This window comes from Pseudomonas sp. GW821-FHT02A08, assembly GCF_059422045.1.
This window is the reverse complement of sequence record NZ_JBWKWD010000019.1, coordinates 68,133-83,658: the sequence shown is the minus strand read 5'-3', so window position 1 is coordinate 83,658 and position 15,526 is coordinate 68,133. Positions and strand designations below refer to the sequence as shown.

At 61.1% G+C, this 15,526-nt stretch carries 16 protein-coding genes; 11 read left to right on the top strand and 5 right to left on the bottom strand.

The genetic code is table 11. The annotated features are described in order from the left end of the window. The first annotated feature begins 102 nt into the window (after nucleotides 1-102). The 6 genes from folM to AC07W4_RS15300 all read left to right on the top strand — a co-directional run bounded on the left by folM (nucleotide 103) and on the right by AC07W4_RS15300 (nucleotide 3,992). Nucleotides 103-813 carry a dihydromonapterin reductase gene (gene folM / locus AC07W4_RS15325; RefSeq protein WP_495032975.1) on the top strand — a complete coding sequence of 237 codons (711 nt, stop codon included), beginning with the start codon at nucleotides 103-105 and terminating at the stop codon, nucleotides 811-813. 19 nt (nucleotides 814-832) lie between these two features. Further along, entirely contained in the window at nucleotides 833-1,393 is a 561-nt protein-coding gene (gene folE, locus AC07W4_RS15320) for a GTP cyclohydrolase I FolE (protein ID WP_008046221.1), read from the top strand. 2 nt (nucleotides 1,394-1,395) lie between these two features. Continuing rightward, nucleotides 1,396-1,767 carry a dihydroneopterin triphosphate 2'-epimerase gene (gene folX, locus AC07W4_RS15315; protein WP_008046220.1) on the top strand — a complete coding sequence of 124 codons (372 nt, stop codon included), beginning with the start codon at nucleotides 1,396-1,398 and terminating at the stop codon, nucleotides 1,765-1,767. Nucleotides 1,768-1,865: 98 nt separating this feature from the next. Beyond that, a complete protein-coding gene (locus AC07W4_RS15310) occupies nucleotides 1,866-2,162 on the top strand; it encodes a DUF1244 domain-containing protein (RefSeq protein ID WP_008000589.1) in 297 nt (98 codons plus the stop codon). Next, nucleotides 2,155-2,493, top strand: a complete 339-nt coding sequence (locus AC07W4_RS15305; RefSeq protein WP_192346194.1) for a HopJ type III effector protein — start codon at nucleotides 2,155-2,157, stop codon at nucleotides 2,491-2,493. Before AC07W4_RS15310 ends, AC07W4_RS15305 begins: the two co-directional genes overlap by 8 nt. A gap of 248 nt (nucleotides 2,494-2,741) precedes the next feature. Beyond that, nucleotides 2,742-3,992, top strand: coding sequence for a 2-aminoadipate transaminase (locus tag AC07W4_RS15300; RefSeq protein ID WP_495032974.1), 1,251 nt, complete (start codon nucleotides 2,742-2,744; stop codon nucleotides 3,990-3,992). 301 nt (nucleotides 3,993-4,293) lie between these two features. On the opposite strand, the gene trxB is transcribed toward AC07W4_RS15300, so the two are convergent. After that, nucleotides 4,294-5,250, bottom strand: a complete 957-nt coding sequence (gene trxB / locus AC07W4_RS15295; RefSeq protein WP_007970300.1) for a thioredoxin-disulfide reductase — start codon at nucleotides 5,248-5,250, stop codon at nucleotides 4,294-4,296. Between the two features lie 315 nt (nucleotides 5,251-5,565). Between trxB and cysZ the strand changes: the two genes are divergently transcribed. Both cysZ and AC07W4_RS15285 read left to right on the top strand, forming a co-directional pair. Then, nucleotides 5,566-6,318: a sulfate transporter CysZ gene (gene cysZ / locus AC07W4_RS15290; RefSeq protein WP_495032973.1), complete on the top strand. Its 753-nt coding sequence runs from the start codon at nucleotides 5,566-5,568 to the stop codon at nucleotides 6,316-6,318. Between the two features lie 36 nt (nucleotides 6,319-6,354). Further along, entirely contained in the window at nucleotides 6,355-7,554 is a 1,200-nt protein-coding gene (locus AC07W4_RS15285) for a glycosyltransferase family 4 protein (protein WP_495032972.1), read from the top strand. A gap of 119 nt (nucleotides 7,555-7,673) precedes the next feature. Here the strand turns inward: AC07W4_RS15285 and AC07W4_RS15280 are convergent, their stop codons facing one another. The 3 genes from AC07W4_RS15280 to AC07W4_RS15270 all read right to left on the bottom strand — a co-directional run bounded on the left by AC07W4_RS15280 (nucleotide 7,674) and on the right by AC07W4_RS15270 (nucleotide 10,086). Beyond that, complete coding sequence (locus AC07W4_RS15280; RefSeq protein ID WP_495032971.1) at nucleotides 7,674-8,777, bottom strand: NADH:flavin oxidoreductase; 1,104 nt, start codon at nucleotides 8,775-8,777, stop codon at nucleotides 7,674-7,676. Between the two features lie 218 nt (nucleotides 8,778-8,995). Beyond that, nucleotides 8,996-9,478 (bottom strand): glutathione peroxidase, encoded by a 483-nt coding sequence (locus tag AC07W4_RS15275; RefSeq protein WP_008046206.1) that lies wholly within the window; start codon nucleotides 9,476-9,478, stop codon nucleotides 8,996-8,998. A gap of 122 nt (nucleotides 9,479-9,600) precedes the next feature. Beyond that, nucleotides 9,601-10,086, bottom strand: coding sequence for an FKBP-type peptidyl-prolyl cis-trans isomerase (locus tag AC07W4_RS15270; RefSeq protein WP_008046204.1), 486 nt, complete (start codon nucleotides 10,084-10,086; stop codon nucleotides 9,601-9,603). On the opposite strand from AC07W4_RS15270, the gene AC07W4_RS15265 reads away from it, so the two are divergent. From AC07W4_RS15265 to yihG, 3 genes are all read left to right on the top strand, one after another. Next, nucleotides 10,055-10,381 carry a DUF3565 domain-containing protein gene (locus tag AC07W4_RS15265; protein ID WP_032829342.1) on the top strand — a complete coding sequence of 109 codons (327 nt, stop codon included), beginning with the start codon at nucleotides 10,055-10,057 and terminating at the stop codon, nucleotides 10,379-10,381. The genes AC07W4_RS15270 and AC07W4_RS15265 overlap by 32 nt on opposite strands. Before the next feature lie 61 nt (nucleotides 10,382-10,442). Then, nucleotides 10,443-12,542 carry a phosphate acetyltransferase gene (pta, locus tag AC07W4_RS15260; RefSeq protein WP_495032970.1) on the top strand — a complete coding sequence of 700 codons (2,100 nt, stop codon included), beginning with the start codon at nucleotides 10,443-10,445 and terminating at the stop codon, nucleotides 12,540-12,542. After that, a complete protein-coding gene (gene yihG / locus AC07W4_RS15255) occupies nucleotides 12,543-13,448 on the top strand; it encodes a 1-acylglycerol-3-phosphate O-acyltransferase, YihG family (RefSeq protein WP_495032969.1) in 906 nt (301 codons plus the stop codon). A gap of 173 nt (nucleotides 13,449-13,621) precedes the next feature. Here the strand turns inward: yihG and cysN are convergent, their stop codons facing one another. Beyond that, on the bottom strand, nucleotides 13,622-15,520 hold the full coding sequence (gene cysN / locus AC07W4_RS15250) for a sulfate adenylyltransferase subunit CysN (protein ID WP_495032968.1): 1,899 nt from the start codon (nucleotides 15,518-15,520) through the stop codon (nucleotides 13,622-13,624). Nucleotides 15,521-15,526 lie beyond the last annotated feature (6 nt).

Below are 15,526 nucleotides of genomic sequence, written 5' to 3'. Positions count from 1 at the left end.
CGGATCGCCGCACCGCCGCTCCCACACAGGCCTGTTTTGCACAATAGGTAGACCGCCTCCGTCGCTGGTATAGTTTTGCTCTCACCGCGACGCGAGCCGTTCATGACTTCTTCCGCAGCCCCTATCCTGATTACCGGCGCCGGCCAGCGTGTCGGTTTGCACTGCGCCCGGCGATTGCTGGAAGACGGCCATCGAGTGATTTTCAGCTACCGCAGCGAGCGGCCCGGCGTACAAGCCCTGCGCGACCTGGGGGCCACCGCCGTGTTCGCGGACTTCGCCAGCGAGGCCGGGATTCTCGCCTTCATCAGCGAACTGAAAACCCACACCGACTGTTTGCGGGCGATTGTCCACAACGCCTCCGAATGGCTGGCCGAAACGCCGGACACCGACGCCGCGGCATTCACCCGCATGTTCAGCGTGCACATGCTGGCGCCCTACCTGATCAACCTGCATTGCGCCGACCTGCTGCAACGCTCGAGCCCCGCCGACATCGTGCACATCAGCGATGACGTGACCCGCAAGGGCAGCAGCAAGCACATTGGCTATTGCGCCAGCAAAGCCGGGCTCGACAGCCTGACCCTGTCCTTCGCCGCCAGGTACGCGCCGGCCATCAAGGTCAACGGGATCGCGCCAGCCCTGCTACTGTTCAACCCTGAGGACGACGCGGCCTACCGTGCCAAGGTGCTGGCCAAGTCCGCGCTGGGCATCGAACCCGGCTGCGAAGTGGTCTACCAGAGTCTGCGCTATCTGCTCGACAACCCTTATGTCACCGGCACCACCCTGACCGTCAACGGCGGAAGGCACATCAAATAGTGTCCCGCGAGGATTTTCCATGACGTTATCCCTGCCCCAGAATTATCGAGAGATCCTCATCGGTCTCGGTGAAAACCCTGACCGCGAAGGTTTGCTCGATACGCCGACGCGCGCAGCCAAAGCGATGCAGTACCTTTGCCATGGTTATGAGCAAAGTGTCGAAGAGATCGTCAACGGCGCGCTGTTCGCCTCCGACAACGATGAAATGGTGATCGTCGACAACATCGAGCTGTACTCGCTTTGCGAACACCACATCCTGCCCTTCATCGGCAAGGCGCATGTGGCTTATATTCCAACCGGCAAGGTGCTGGGCCTGTCGAAGATCGCGCGACTGGTGGACATGTTCGCCCGGCGCCTGCAGATCCAGGAAAACCTCACCCGGCAAATTGCCGACGCAGTGCAACAGGTGACCGGCGCGGCAGGCGTCGCCGTGGTCATCGAGGCACAGCACATGTGCATGATGATGCGCGGCGTCGAGAAACAGAATTCGACCATGAACACCTCGGTGATGCTCGGCGCCTTCCGCGAGTCGAGCAACACCCGCCAGGAGTTCCTGCAATTGATTGGACGGAGCAAGTAGCAATGCCACAACTTCAGCCAGGCATGGCACGCATCCGGGTCAAAGACCTGTGCCTGCGTACCTTCATCGGCATCAACGAGGATGAAATCCTCAACAAGCAGGATGTGCTGATCAACCTCACCATTCTGTACGCCGCCCAGCAAGCCGTACGGGACAACGACATCGATCACGCGTTGAACTACCGGACCATTACCAAGGCGATCATCGCCCATGTGGAAGGCAACCGCTTTGCGCTGCTCGAACGCCTGACCCAGGAAATTCTCGACCTGGTGATGGCCAACGCATCGGTGCTGTACGCAGAGGTCGAGGTCGACAAGCCTCACGCGCTGCGATTCGCCGAGTCGGTGTCGATAACACTCGCGGCAAGCCGCTAAGCTTCAAGCTTCAAGCTTCAAGCGGTAAGCTAGAAGCCACCGCAATCCATCTTGCAGCTTGAAGCTTGTCGCTCAAAGCTGTCTCGCAGAGACCCCCCATGACCGACCAACAACGCCTGGAACTCGAAGCCGCCGCCTTTCGCCGGCTGGTGGCCCACCTGGACAGCCGCAAGGATGTGCAGAACATCGACTTGATGAACCTCTCGGGCTTCTGCCGCAACTGCCTGTCCAAGTGGTACAAGGCCGCGGCCGACGAACGCCAGATCGAGGTCAGCCTCGACGAGGCCCGCGAAGTGGTTTACGGCATGCCGTACGCCGAATGGAAAGCCCAATATCAGCAAGAAGCCAGCGCCGACCAGCAAGCGGCGTTCGCCAAAGGAAAACCCAATGAGTGATTTGAACACCCTGCGCGCCAGCCTCAAGAGCGGCGAACACGCCTTCGCCGACACCCTGGCGTTCATCGCCGCCGGTTACGACTATCAGCCTCAGGCCTTCAACAACGGTGGCGTGGAAAACGCGGCCGGGCAGAACGAAGGTTCGTGCAAGACCCTGGGCCTGGCGCTGCTCGAAGGCTTGAGCGATGAAGAAGCCCTGCTGGCTTTCGGCGAGCATTACCGTTCGGTTGTTGCCACACCTGAAGGCAGCGATCACGGCAACATCCGCGCGTTGATTGCCCATGGCCTTGCCGGTGTGAAGTTCTCTCAACAGCCGCTGACACGCCGCTGATTTGATTTGTAGGAGCGAGCCCGCTCGCGATGGACTGAAGAACGCCACGGGGTGTCAGGCTCCCAGCGTCATCGTTCACCACCATCGCGAGCAAGCTCGCTCCTACAGGTTTTGCGTTCATGGCGCGGAATTGATCACAAGCACAACCCGACTTTTAAGATTGACCCGGCAACTTTATTTCGTTTGCCCCCTGCCACCGCTCACGGCTTAGATAAAAAGAAGTCCTCCTTCTTGCGAGCCGGTCCTCCATGCGCAGCGAAACCATCAGCCAGTCGATCAACACCGTTCACCCAGTCACGCTCAGCCACGGCAAGAATGCCGAGGTCTGGGACACCGATGGCAAACGCTACATCGACTTTGTCGGCGGCATCGGCGTGCTGAACCTCGGCCATTGCCATCCGCGCATCGTCGAAGCCATTCGCGAACAAGCCACCCGACTGACCCACTATGCGTTCAACGCAGCCCCCCATGAGCCTTACCTCGAGCTGATGGATCGCCTCAGTGCGTTCATGCCGGTGGGTTACCCGGTCAGCGGCATGCTGACCAACAGCGGCGCGGAAGCGGCGGAGAACGCCCTGAAGATCGTCCGTGGCGCCACCGGCCGCAGCGCGGCCATCGCCTTCGACGGCGCTTTCCACGGCCGCACACTGGCCACCCTCAACCTCAATGGCAAAGTCGCGCCCTACAAACAGAAGGTCGGTGTACTACCGGGGCCGGTGTTTCACCTGCCCTTCCCCAGCCAGGACAACGGCGTCACCTGTGCCGAGGCCCTCAAAGCCATGGAACGCCTGTTCAGCGTCGAGATTGATGTCGAAGACGTCGCCTGCTTTATCGTCGAACCGGTGCAGGGCGAAGCGGGCTTCCTGGCCATGGAGGTCGAGTTCGCCCAGGCGCTGCGCCGCTTCTGCGACGAGAAAGGCATCGTGCTGATCGCCGATGAAATCCAGTCCGGTTTCGGCCGTACCGGCCAGCGCTTCGCGTTCTCGCGATTGGGCATCGAGCCGGACCTGATCCTGCTCGGCAAAAGCATCGCCGGCGGTGTGCCGCTGGGTGCGGTGGTCGGGCGCAAAGCGCTGCTGGATAACCTGCCCAAGGGTGGACTCGGTGGCACCTATTCCGGCAATCCCATTGCCTGCGCTGCGGCACTGGCAACCCTGGACGAAATGACCGATGCCAACCTGCATGCCTGGGGCACCCAACAGGAAGAAGCGATTGTCGGCCGCCATGCAACCTGGCGTGCGAATCTGCTGACACCATATCTGGGCCGCCTGACCGGTGTCGGCGCGATGCGCGGTATCGAGCTGATCAATGCCGATGGCTCGCCTGCGCCGGCTCAATTGACCCAACTGCTGGCCCTGGCGCGGGATGCGGGTTTGCTGCTGATGCCCAGCGGCAAATCTCGTCATATCGTCCGCCTGCTGGCGCCGTTGACCATCGAAGCTGCGGTGCTGGAAGAAGGGCTGGACATCCTTGAGGCATGCCTGGCAAGACTGACCTGAACACAATCCCTGTGGGAGTGTTATCAAGCATTAAATCGTGGGCATAAAAAAACCGGCCGAGACCTAATGCCGATCAGTCAGGTGAACCCAGACGCTACGCCTTCCTTGTAGCAGCTGCCGAAGGCTGCGTCCGGCTGCGCAGCAGTCGTATATCCGGCTTGCACGATCTCTCTGATGGACCGCGAACTCTGATTTTACGACTGCTGCACAGCCGGACGCAGGCTACGCCAGCTGCTACAGATTGCGTTGTGGCTTAACTGACGGGTATTAGGCCGAGGCCGGTTTTTTTACGAAAGCAGAATCAAGCGTTCTGCAGATTGTCGAGGTAACGCTCGGCATCCAGTGCCGCCATGCAACCGGCGCCAGCCGAGGTGATGGCCTGGCGGTACACGTGGTCAGCCACGTCACCAGCGGCGAAGATACCTTCGAGGTTGGTGGCAGTGGCGTTGCCGTCACGGCCGCCCTGCACCACCAGGTAACCGTCTTTCAGGGTCAGCTGGCCTTCGAACAGCGAAGTGTTCGGGGTGTGGCCGATAGCGATGAACACGCCGTCGACTTTCACTTCGTCGAAGCTGCCGTCGTTGTTCTTCAGGCGGGCACCGGTCACGCCCATGTTGTCGCCCAGCACTTCGTCCAGGGTCGCGTTCAGCTTCAGCTCGATCTTGCCTTCGGCAACACGGGCGTTCAGCTTGTCGATCAGGATCTTCTCGGCGCGGAAGGTCTCGCGACGGTGGATCAGGGTCACCTTGCTGGCGATGTTGGCCAGGTACAGAGCTTCCTCAACAGCGGTGTTGCCACCGCCGACCACGGCAACCGGCTTGTTGCGATAGAAGAAACCGTCGCAGGTCGCGCAGGCCGAAACGCCTTTGCCCATGAACGCTTCTTCCGATGGCAGGCCCAGGTAACGAGCGCTGGCGCCGGTGGCGATGATCAGGGCATCGCAGGTGTAAGTCGCGCTGTCACCGGTCAGGGTATACGGCTTGGCGGCGAAGTCGACGGCATTGATGTGATCGAACACGATCTCGGTTTCAAAGCGCTCGGCGTGCTCGCGCATCCGCTCCATCAGCGCCGGGCCGGTCAGGCCGTGGACGTCGCCCGGCCAGTTGTCGACTTCGGTGGTGGTGGTCAGTTGACCGCCGGCCTGCATGCCGGTGATCAGCAGTGGCTTGAGGTTGGCACGGGCGGCATAGACCGCGGCGCTGTAACCGGCAGGGCCGGAACCGAGAATAATCACTCGCGAATGACGGACTTCAGACATGACCTGCTCCTGTTGACCGGCCCGGAATACCTGGCGCGGAACGCCGGATTGCCGGCTGGAATAAAAAAGAACGGTTGAAAGCACTTGGGGAAGGCTTGAACCCGACCGTCCTGTAAAAAGATTGGGTGCAGCGTATCGAGGGGGCGAAGATTAAGGAAATACGGTTTAACAATCCAGCTCATAGGTGGTCTCTATGCCATCTGACCGACGATATCGACGTCTTTGTTACAGTGAATGTCGATACCACCATCGCGCTTTCGCCTGTGAGGCAAAGCCGGTAAGGTCGGCGCGTTTTCCCTCTGCCTGGAGCCTCTTATGCCCGCCCCCGTTCTGTCCGGCCCGCAATACCTGCGCGAAGGCCTCAAGCTGGTGCTGAGCCCCAGCCTGCGCTTGTTTGTGCTGTTGCCGCTGGCAATCAACCTGGTGCTGTTCGTCGGATTGATCTACCTGGCCGGCCATCAATTCAGCCTGTGGGTCGACACCTTGATGCCGTCCCTGCCTGACTGGCTGAGTTTTCTCGGCTACATCCTCTGGCCGCTGTTCGTGGTACTGGTGGTGTTGATGGTGTTCTTCACCTTCACCATGCTCGCCAACGTCATTGCCGCGCCGTTCAACGGCTTCCTCGCGGAGAAAGTCGAAGTGGTGGTGCGCGGCACCGATGACTTCCCGGCCTTCAGCTGGAGTGAGCTGATCGCGATGATCCCCCGCACCCTGGCCCGGGAAATGCGCAAACTCGGCTACTTCCTGCCCCGGGCAATCGGGCTGTTCATCCTCTCGTTCATCCCGGTGGTGAACATCATCGCCGCGCCGCTGTGGCTGTTGTTCGGGGTGTGGATGATGGCGATCCAATACATCGACTACCCGGCGGACAACCACAAGCTGGGTTGGAACGAGATGCTCGCCTGGCTGCGCGAGAAGCGCTGGCAGAGCATGAGTTTTGGCGGAAGTGTTTATCTGGTGCTGCTGATTCCGGTGGTCAACATCCTGATGATGCCGGCCGCCGTGGCCGGAGCGACGCTGTTCTGGGTGCGTGAACGTGGTGCGGAAAACCTGGTGACCCAGCGCTAAGTCACAAATCCATCATCCCGACGTCACACTGACGACATGGCCCCGGTCGACACTGGGGTCATGACGACAGCTCTGCATATCACCCTGATTACCGAAACCTTCCCACCGGAAATCAACGGCGTGGCCAATACCCTGGGTCGCTTGTGCGACGGTTTGCGCGCGCGCGGGCATCAAGTGGAACTGGTGCGGCCGCGTCAGGGCTGCGACCAGCAGTTGGGCAGCGACGATGAATTGCTGCTGTGCCGCGGCTGGCCGCTGCCGGGCTATCCCGGCCTGCAATGGGGTCAGTCGTCGATGCACAAACTGCTGCGGCGCTGGACGCGTCACCGCCCGGATGTGCTCTACATCGCCACCGAGGGCCCGCTGGGTCTCTCTGCGTTGCGCGCGGCACGGCGACTGGGGATTTCCGTGGTCAGCGGTTTCCACACCAATTTCCAGCAGTACTCCAACCAGTACGGTTTTGGCTTGCTCACGCGCCTGCTGACTCACTACCTGCGCTGGTTCCATAACCGTTCGACCATGACCCTGGTGCCCAGCGTCAGCCAGCGCCTGGAACTGGAGCGACGTCATTTCGAGCGACTGGCGTTGCTGTCCCGGGGGGTCGACAGCGAATTGTTTCACCCGGCCAAACGCTTGAACGCCCTGCGCGAGCAATGGGGACTGGCCGAGGCAGACATCGCCGTCATTCATGTCGGCCGCCTGGCCCAGGAAAAAAACCTTGGCCTGCTCAAGCGCACCTTCAATACCCTCAAGGCGAGTTATCCCCAGCGCACGCTGAAACTGATCGTGGTCGGCGATGGCCCGCAGCGCCAGGAACTGGAATACGAAATGCCCGAGGCGATTTTCTGCGGCACCCAACGGGGTGAAGCCCTGGCGAGTCACTACGCGTCGGGCGACGTGTTTCTGTTTCCGAGCCTGACTGAAACCTTCGGCAATGTGGTGCTCGAAGCACTTGCCTCGGGGCTTGGCGTGGTGGCCTACGACCAGGCGGCCGCCGCCCAGCATATTCGTCATGGCTACAATGGCGTGCTGGCGATGCCGGGGGATGAGGAGGCGTTCTGCGATGCAGCGGCATGGCTGCTGGAGGACAGGGAAACCTTGCGCAATGTGCGGCTCAATGCACGCCAGCATGCCAGTCGGCAGGGTTGGGCGACGATCATCGAGCAGTTCGAGGGGCAGTTGCGCGGGGCCTGTGCCGGGGAGATGGTGGTGCCGAATGCACCGATTGTTCCCTGAGTTTGTAGTGTTCTTTAGTCAGTCTTCGCGAGCAGGCCCGCTCCCACATTGGTTCTGTGTCGTACACAAATCCCTTGTGGGAGCGGGCTTGCTCGCGAAAGCGTAAGTCCGGTCGCCGCTTAAACCAGCGTCATCAACGCCTCACGGCTGAAAGGCAGAATGTCTTCCTCACGGCCGTCGCGCACTTTCTGCGCCCAGTCCGGATCCACCAGCAAGGCACGACCGACCGCCACCAGGTCGAACTCATCGTTGTTCAGGCGCTCCAGCAGTTTTTCCAGGCTGGCCGGTTGTGCGACCTTGTCGGTGTTGACCATGAATTGCAGGAACTCGCCGTCCAGGCCGACGCTGCCCACGGTGATGGTCGGCTTGCCGGTGAGTTGGCGGGTCCAGCCGGCCAGGTTCAATTCGCAACCGTCGAACTCCGGCTCCCAGAAGCGGCGGGTCGAGCAGTGGAAAATATCCACGCCCGCGTCGGCCAACGGCTTGAGGAACTCGCCCAAGGCTTCCGGGGTTTGCACCAGGCGCGCGGTGTAGTCCTGCTGCTTCCACTGGGAGAAGCGCAAGATGATCGGGAAACCTTCACCGACCGCGGCACGCACGGCCTGAATCAATTCAATGGCGAAGCGCGAACGATTGGCCAGGCTGCCGCCGTATTCGTCGGTACGTTGATTGCTGCCTTCCCAGAAGAACTGGTCCACCAGATAACCGTGGGCACCGTGGATTTCCACGCCGTCCATGCCGATGCTCTGGGCATCCTTGGCGGCCTGGGCGAACGCGGCAATCACGTCCTGGATGTCCTGCCTGGTCATGCCGTGCACCACGACCTGACCTTCCTTCAACTTTTCCGACGGGCCATAAGCCGGCACGCTGGCGTCCGGCTCGGTGCCGATACGGCGCACGCTGCCCACGTGCCACAGTTGCGGAACGATCTTGCCGCCTTCAGCGTGAACGGCCTCGACGACTTTTTTCCAGCCGGCCAGGGCCGCTTCACCGTAGAAATGCGGAACGTTCGGGTAGCCGTTGGAAGCCTTGTGACCAACGGTGGTGCCTTCGGTGATGATCAGGCCGACGCCCGCAGCGGCGCGACGACGGTAGTACTCGATCACTTTGGAATCAGGCACGCCGCCCGGGGAAAAGGAGCGGGTCATCGGCGCCATGACGACGCGGGTCGGCAGTTCGAGGGTGCCGAGGTGGAACGGTTTGAACAGGGCTTTGACGGGCATGGGACGCTCCACGGAAGAATGACTTTATGACGGTGATAATATGGAGAGTCCAACACATTGAACAGCATTATTGATCAGCGTGATTAAGGGTCAAAAGGCAGGGAGTACTGTAGGAGCGAGCTTGCTCGCGATGTTCGTCAACGACAACGCCGTAAGCCAGACACACCGCGGCGTTCTCAGGTTCATCGCGAGCAGGCTCGCTCCTACAGGGGGAGATATCAGCTCAGCGCTTTTTCAATTGCATGAACGATGGTCGGATCATCCGGCGCCGTACGCGGCGAGAACCGAGCCAGTACACGGCCATCCTTGCCCAGCAGGAACTTCTCGAAGTTCCAGGTGATGTCGCCGGGAAATTCCGCGCCCTCGCCCGCCAGCAGGCGGTACAACTGATGACGGTCATGTCCGTTGACTTCCAGCTTGCTGGACAACGGAAAGGTCACGCCATAGTTGAGGCTGCAGAAATCCTTGATCTCCTGCTCGGTCCCCGGTTCCTGTCCGGCAAACTGGTTGCACGGCAAGCCCAGCACACTGAAGCCTTTGCCCTTGTATTGTTGGTAGAGGTTTTCCAGCGCCGCGTACTGCGGGGTCAGGCCGCATTTTGAGGCGACGTTGACCACCAGTACGACTTGGCCTTTGAAAGGCGCCAGAGGTAGCTCCTGTCCATCCAGGGCTGTCAATTTAAGGTCGTGAAAAGCACTCATGGCGTACTCCAGATTCCCGTGTTCTTCTCGAAACAGCCACTTGGCGGTGTCGTCAGGGACAGCCGCAGACTAAAAAGGCGCCCTCGGGGCGCCTCTCCAGTTATCTGAGCTTAGCGCAGAAATCAGTGGTGATGGCCACCTTCGCCATGGACGTGGCCATGAGCGATTTCTTCCTGGCTGGCGTCACGGATGGCAACGATCTTGACCTGGAAATTCAGGCGCTGGCCGGCCAACGGGTGGTTGCCGTCAACGGTCACCTCGTCGCCGTCCAGATCACGGATGGTTACGATCTGCATCTGGCCGTCCGGTGCGGAAGCGTGGAACTGCATGCCCACTTCCAGCTCGTCGACGCCTTCGAACATGCTTCGGCTCAGGGTGCTGACCAGTTCGGCAGCGTATTCGCCGTAAGCGTCTTCCGGTTCAACGGCAACGGTCAGCTCTTCGCCGACAGCCTTGCCTTCCAGAGCCTTTTCCAGGCCCGGGATGATGTTGCCTGCGCCTTGCAGGTAGACCAGCGGCGCGCCGCCGGCGGAGCTGTCGATGACCTCACCAGCGTCGTTGGTCAGGGTATAGTCGATGGAGACAGCCTTATTGGCGGCGATCAGCATGGGGCGAGACCTTTTGCATAAGAAGATTGAAAGGCCAAGTTTAGCGAAGCCATCGTCCGAAAGCGAACACAACCCGGACAGACGGGATACGACGATCACCGGCTTCCATCAGGACGAGGACGGACACTGGGTGGCCGAGCTTTCCTGCGGCCACACGCAGCACCTGCGGCACCAGCCACCCTGGCAATCCCGCGCCTGGGTCATGGACCCCGCGCAGCGCCAGGAAAAAATAGGCCAGCCCTTTGATTGCGGTTGGTGCGCACAAGGCTCGGTTAGCGATAACCTTGGCGACTGAATTTCGGTAGATCGCCAGTTATAGGCTTTCACCATTGCCATGCACCTTCCAGAGAATCCGCATGCAAACTTTTTTTATCGCGCCCACCGATTTTGGTGTGGGTCTGACCTCCATCAGCCTCGGGCTGGTGCGCACCCTTGAGCGAGCAGGGCTCAAGGTCGGTTTCTTCAAACCCATTGCCCAGCCGCATCCGGGCGACACGGGCCCGGAACGTTCCACCGAACTGGTGGCCCGCACCCACGGCTTGAAACCGCCTCAGCCCCTGGGCCTGGCCCATGTCGAGCGGATGCTCGGCGACGGTCAGCTCGATGAACTGCTCGAAGAAATCATCGCCCTTTATCAGCAGGCGGCCATCGGCAAGGACGTGCTGATCGTCGAAGGCATGGTGCCGACCCGCAGCGCCAGTTATGCCGCGCGGGTCAACCTGCACCTGGCCAAGAGCCTCGACGCCGAGGTGATCCTGGTCTCGGCGCCGGAAAACGAAGTGCTGACCGAACTCTCAGGTCGCGTCGAGCTGCAGGCGCAATTGTTCGGCGGGCCGAAAGACCCGAAAGTCCTCGGCGTGATCCTCAACAAGGTCAAGACCGAGGAAAGCATGGAGGCCTTCGCCACGCGCCTGAAGGAGCATTCACCGTTGCTGCGCAGTGGTGATTTCCGCTTGCTCGGCTGCATTCCGTTCCAGCCGGAACTGAACGCCCCGCGGACCCGCGACGTCGCCGACCTGATGGGCGCGCAAGTGCTCAACGCCGGTGATTACGAAACCCGGCGCATGACCAAGATCATCATTTGCGCCCGCACCATGCGCAACACAGTGGAGCTGCTCAAGCCCGGCGTACTGGTGGTGACCCCCGGCGACCGCGACGACATCATCCTCGCCGTCAGCCTCGCGGCCTTGAACGGCGTGCCGCTGGCCGGCCTGCTGCTGACCAGCGACACCCTGCCCGACCCGCGCATCATGGACCTGTGTCGCGGCGCCCTGCAGGCCGGGTTGCCGGTGCTGTCGGTGAGTACCGGTTCCTATGACACCGCCAACCTGCTCAATGGCCTGAACAAGGAAATCCCCATCGATGACCGCGAGCGCGCCGAAATCATTACCGATTTCATCGCCGGCCATCTCGATGCCAACTGGCTGCACCAGCGCTGTGGTACGCCACGGGAAATGCGCCTGTCACCAGCGGTTTTCCGCTATCAATTGATCCAGCGCGCCCAGGCGGCCAACAAGCGCATCGTGCTGCCCGAAGGCAGCGAGCCGCTGACCGTGCAGGCCGCCGCGATCTGCCAGGCCCGTGGCATCGCTCGCTGTGTGTTGCTGGCCAAGCCCGAGGACGTGCAGGCCGTCGCCCGCGCCCAAGGCATCGAGTTGCCACCGGGACTGGAAATCATCGATCCGGACTCGATTCGCGAACGCTATGTCGAGCCCATGGTCGCGCTGCGCAAAAGCAAAAGCCTCAACGCGCCGATGGCCGAGCAACAACTGGAAGACACCGTGGTGATCGGCACCATGATGCTGGCCCTGGATGAAGTCGACGGCCTCGTGTCGGGCGTGATCAACACCACCGCCAACACCATCCGCCCGGCTCTGCAACTGATCAAAACCGCCCCCGGTTGCACCCTGGTGTCGTCGGTGTTCTTCATGCTGTTCCCGGAAGAAGTGCTGGTCTACGGCGACTGCGTGATGAACCCGCACCCGAGTGCCAGCGAACTGGCCGAGATCGCCCTGCAAAGCGCTGATTCGGCCGCCGCCTTCGGCATCACGCCACGGGTGGCGATGATCAGCTACTCCAGCGGCGAGTCGGACAGCGGCGAAGACGTCGAGAAGGTCCGCGAGGCGACCTTGCTGGCACACGAACAACAGCACTCGCTGCTGATCGACGGCCCCTTGCAGTACGACGCCGCCGCCAACGAAAACGTGGCCCGGCAACTGGCGCCGAACAGTCAGGTGGCCGGTCGTGCCACGGTGTACGTGTTCCCCGACCTCAACACCGGCAACACCACCCACAAAGCCGTGCAGCGCAGCGCAGACTGCGTCAGCCTCGGGCCGATGCTGCAAGGCTTGCGCAAACCGGTGAACGATTTGCCCCGCGGCGCGCAGGTCGATGACATCGTCTACACCATCGCCCTGACCGCGATTCAAGCCGCCAACCGACCTATGGATGTGTAAATGCTGGACTTCCTACCCGCCCCGTTGCGGGGCGTGATCGCCTCGCTGCTGTTGGCACTGAACACGATATTGCTCTGCTCGTTCCTGTTTTGCGTGGCGCTCGTCAAGGTACTGCCATTCGCCCTCACCCAGCGCCTCGCGGGCTGGCTGATGAGCCATACTCACGAAGCCTGGATCAGCCTCAACAAAGGCTGGATGAACCTGGTGCGCCCCACGCGCTGGCACATCAGCGGCCTGCAAGGCCTCGACTATCAGCACTCGTACCTGATCACCAGCAACCACCAGAGCTGGGTCGACATCCTGGTGCTGCAATACGTGCTCAACCGGCGCATTCAGCCGCTGAAGTTCTTTCTCAAGCAGGAGCTGATCTGGGTCCCGGTGATCGGTCTGGCCTGGTGGGCGCTGGGCTTTCCGTTCATGAAGCGCTACTCCAAGGCCTATCTGGAGAAACACCCGGAGAAGAAAGGCAAGGACCTGGAAACCACCCGCAAGACCTGTGCGAAATTCCGCGACAACCCGGTGGGTATTTTCAACTTCGTCGAAGGCACGCGCTTCACCGAGGGCAAGCATGCCCAGCAGCAGTCACCCTTCAAGTACCTGCTCAAGGCCAAGGCCGGCGGCATTGCCTTTGTGCTGGATGCGATGGGCGAGCAGCTGGAGTCGATCGTCAACGTGACCATCCACTACCCCGCCGGGCGCCCGGGTTTCTGGGATTTGCTGTGCGGGAACGTCGCAGATGTGGTGGTGCACTTCGAAGAACTGAATATCCCGCCGCAATTCATCGGCAAGAATTACGACCAGGACGGCGAATACCGCCTGCAGTTCCAGGGCTGGATCAACCAGTTGTGGCAGGACAAGGATGCGTTGCTGGAACAGATGCACCGCGAATATCCAGACAAACACTGATCCCCCTGTGGGAGCGGGCTTGCTCGCGAAAGCGGTGGATCAGTCAACACCAATGTTGAATGGCACACCGCATTCGCGAGCAAGCCCGCTCCCACATTTGATCGAGTCGATCTCAAATAAAAAAACCCGCCGATGATCACTCATCGGCGGGTTTTTCATTTTGCGGCTAAGGCTTAAATCGCACCGCGCTCACGCAGTAGAGCCAGCACTTGCTTGACGCTTTCTTCCAGCGATACGGACTGGGTGTCGATCACCAGGTCGGCATCCAGCGGCACGTCGTACGGGAAGGACTCGCCCGGGATGTTATCCCCGGCCGCCGCGTACAAACCTTGCGGATCACGCTCGGCGCAAACCGTCGGCGAAGCCTGGACGTAGACCGTCAGCAGACGTTCCTTGCCGATCAGTTCCCGGGCCTGTTCACGACCTTCTGCATTCGGGGCAACGAACGCCGCCAGGGTCAGCAGACCGGCTTCGTTGAACTGACGCGCAACGTGTGCGGCACGGCGCCAGTTCTCGGTACGACCGGCGCGATCCTGTGGCAGACCTTTGTTCAGGTCGTGACGCAGATTCTGGCCATCGAGTACGAACACCGCACGGCCCATGTCGAACAACTTGCGTTCAACCGCATACGCCAGGGTGCTTTTGCCCGCGCCCGACAAGCCGCTGAACAGCACGGTGGCCGGTTGCTGGCCAAAGCGCTGTGCGCGCTCTTCGGTGGCGACGTGGGCCAGTTTGCCGTGATGCGTGCTGGTGCCATGGGCCAACGGCTGGGCAACGATCATGCCGGCGCCAACGGTGCCGTTGGTCAAGCGATCGATGATGATGAAGGCGCCGGTGGTGCGGTTGCTGTCGTAACCGTCGAGGGCAATCGGCGCATCGAGCGCAATCTTGACCTTGCCGATTTCGTTGAGCTGCAACGCGCTGGCCGGACCTTCTTCCAGGGTGTTCACGTCGACCTTGTTGACGATGCTGGCGATAGAGCCCGGCACGTAACTGGTGGCGCGTTTGATGTCGTACTTCTTGCCCGGCAGCATCGGCTCTTCAGCCATCCACACCAGCATCGCTTCGAAGCTGTCAGTTACCGGCGGCACGTTGTCGGCGTGAACCAACAGATCGCCACGGGAGATATCGATTTCGTCTTCCATGGTCAGCGTGACTGCCTGACCCGGGCCTGCGTGCTCCAGTTCACCTTCGAAGGTGACGATGGACTTCACGCGGCTGCTCTTGCCCGACGGCAGCACCACGACTTCGTCGCCTTTCTTGACGATGCCGCTGGCCAGCGTACCGGCGAAGCCACGGAAGTTCAGGTTCGGACGGTTGACGTACTGCACCGGGAAACGCAGGTCGGTGAAGTTGCGATCGCCCGCCACTTCCACGGTCTCGAGAATTTCCATCAGCGACTGGCCGGTGTACCACGGCGAGCGCTCGGACTTGTTCACCACGTTGTCGCCCTTCAACGCCGACATCGGCACGAAGTGCATGCTGGTGGGCTTGAGCTTCAAGCCTTCGGCGAACTGCAGGTAGTCGGCCTTGATCGACTCGAACACGCCCTGATCGAAGCCCTTGAGGTCCATCTTGTTGATGGCCACGACGATGTGTTTGATACCCAGCAGCGAGGCGATGAAGCTGTGGCGACGGGTCTGGGTCTGCACGCCGTAACGGGCGTCGACCAGGATGATCGCCAGGTCACAGGTGGAGGCACCGGTGGCCATGTTGCGGGTGTACTGCTCATGGCCAGGGGTGTCGGCGATGATGAATTTGCGCTTGGCGGTGGAGAAATAGCGGTACGCGACATCGATGGTGATGCCTTGCTCACGCTCGGCTTGCAGGCCGTCGACCAGCAGCGCCAGGTCGATGTCTTCGCCGGTGGTGCCGACTTTTTTCGAGTCGCGGGTAATGGCTTCCAGGTGATCTTCGTAGATCATCTTGGAGTCGTGCAGCAGGCGCCCGATCAGGGTGCTCTTGCCGTCGTCGACGTTACCGCAGGTCAGAAAGCGCAGCAGCTCTTTACGTTCGTGCTGGCCCAGGTAGGCGAGGATGTCCTCGCTGATCAAATCAGATACGTGCGACATGACAAC

Excerpts from the sequence above, each read along its gene's own strand:
- AC07W4_RS15305 (WP_192346194.1), top strand. The coding sequence starts at position 2,155 with ATGAGTGATTTGAACACCCTGCGCGCCAGCCTCAAGAGCGGCGAACAC.
- pta (WP_495032970.1), top strand. The coding sequence starts at position 10,443 with ATGCAAACTTTTTTTATCGCGCCCACCGATTTTGGTGTGGGTCTGACC.
- AC07W4_RS15270 (WP_008046204.1), bottom strand. The coding sequence starts at position 10,086 with ATGCTGATCGCCGCCAATAAGGCTGTCTCCATCGACTATACCCTGACC.
- cysZ (WP_495032973.1), top strand. The coding sequence starts at position 5,566 with ATGCCCGCCCCCGTTCTGTCCGGCCCGCAATACCTGCGCGAAGGCCTC.
- folE (WP_008046221.1), top strand. The coding sequence starts at position 833 with ATGACGTTATCCCTGCCCCAGAATTATCGAGAGATCCTCATCGGTCTC.
- AC07W4_RS15310 (WP_008000589.1), top strand. The coding sequence starts at position 1,866 with ATGACCGACCAACAACGCCTGGAACTCGAAGCCGCCGCCTTTCGCCGG.
- folX (WP_008046220.1), top strand. The coding sequence starts at position 1,396 with ATGCCACAACTTCAGCCAGGCATGGCACGCATCCGGGTCAAAGACCTG.
- AC07W4_RS15275 (WP_008046206.1), bottom strand. The coding sequence starts at position 9,478 with ATGAGTGCTTTTCACGACCTTAAATTGACAGCCCTGGATGGACAGGAG.
- AC07W4_RS15265 (WP_032829342.1), top strand. The coding sequence starts at position 10,055 with ATGGAGACAGCCTTATTGGCGGCGATCAGCATGGGGCGAGACCTTTTG.
- trxB (WP_007970300.1), bottom strand. The coding sequence starts at position 5,250 with ATGTCTGAAGTCCGTCATTCGCGAGTGATTATTCTCGGTTCCGGCCCT.
- AC07W4_RS15285 (WP_495032972.1), top strand. The coding sequence starts at position 6,355 with ATGGCCCCGGTCGACACTGGGGTCATGACGACAGCTCTGCATATCACC.
- folM (WP_495032975.1), top strand. The coding sequence starts at position 103 with ATGACTTCTTCCGCAGCCCCTATCCTGATTACCGGCGCCGGCCAGCGT.
- yihG (WP_495032969.1), top strand. The coding sequence starts at position 12,543 with ATGCTGGACTTCCTACCCGCCCCGTTGCGGGGCGTGATCGCCTCGCTG.
- AC07W4_RS15280 (WP_495032971.1), bottom strand. The coding sequence starts at position 8,777 with ATGCCCGTCAAAGCCCTGTTCAAACCGTTCCACCTCGGCACCCTCGAA.
- AC07W4_RS15300 (WP_495032974.1), top strand. The coding sequence starts at position 2,742 with ATGCGCAGCGAAACCATCAGCCAGTCGATCAACACCGTTCACCCAGTC.
- cysN (WP_495032968.1), bottom strand. The coding sequence starts at position 15,520 with ATGTCGCACGTATCTGATTTGATCAGCGAGGACATCCTCGCCTACCTG.